Source organism: Rhizobium phaseoli, from assembly GCF_010668805.1.
GTDB lineage: Bacteria > Pseudomonadota > Alphaproteobacteria > Rhizobiales > Rhizobiaceae > Rhizobium > Rhizobium phaseoli_A.
The window spans coordinates 1-448 of the sequence record NZ_WUFT01000076.1; the positions used below are offsets into that span (position 1 = coordinate 1).

1 protein-coding gene is annotated in these 448 nt (G+C 59.8%); it reads left to right on the forward strand.

What is annotated here, in order from left to right; translation table 11 throughout:
* Nucleotides 1-32 precede the first annotated feature (32 nt).
* Nucleotides 33-448: response regulator (locus GR197_RS31440; RefSeq protein WP_164016610.1), on the forward strand; the 416-nt coding region annotated here is incomplete at its 3' end.

A 448-nucleotide genomic window follows, 5' to 3' on the forward strand; every position in this document is an offset into this window, starting at 1 on the left:
ATCTTCGAGCCTATGGAAGTGGGAGACTAGAGATGACATCCATCACCATCGGCGTCGTGGACGACCACCCGCTTTTTCGCGAAGGCGTCACGCGCAGCCTGTCGGAGATGAGCGGCTTTATCGTCATTGGCGAAGGCGCCAGCAGCGAGGACGCGGCCATAATCGCTTCGGACAACCGCCCCGACATCATGCTCCTCGATGTCTCGATGCCCGGCGGCGGGCTGACTGCGATCAGCGACGTGCTGGCGCGAAGCCCGACAACGAGAGTGCTGATGTTGACGGTATCCGAGGATGTGGACATGTTGCTTGGCGCTCTGCAACGGGGCGCGATGGGCTATGTTCTGAAGGGTGTCGGTTCCCGTGGCCTCGCCGAAGCAATCCAAACGGTCCTGAGTGGAACGCGATATATCTCGCCGACGATGTCGGCAAAGGTCATGGAGAATTCACT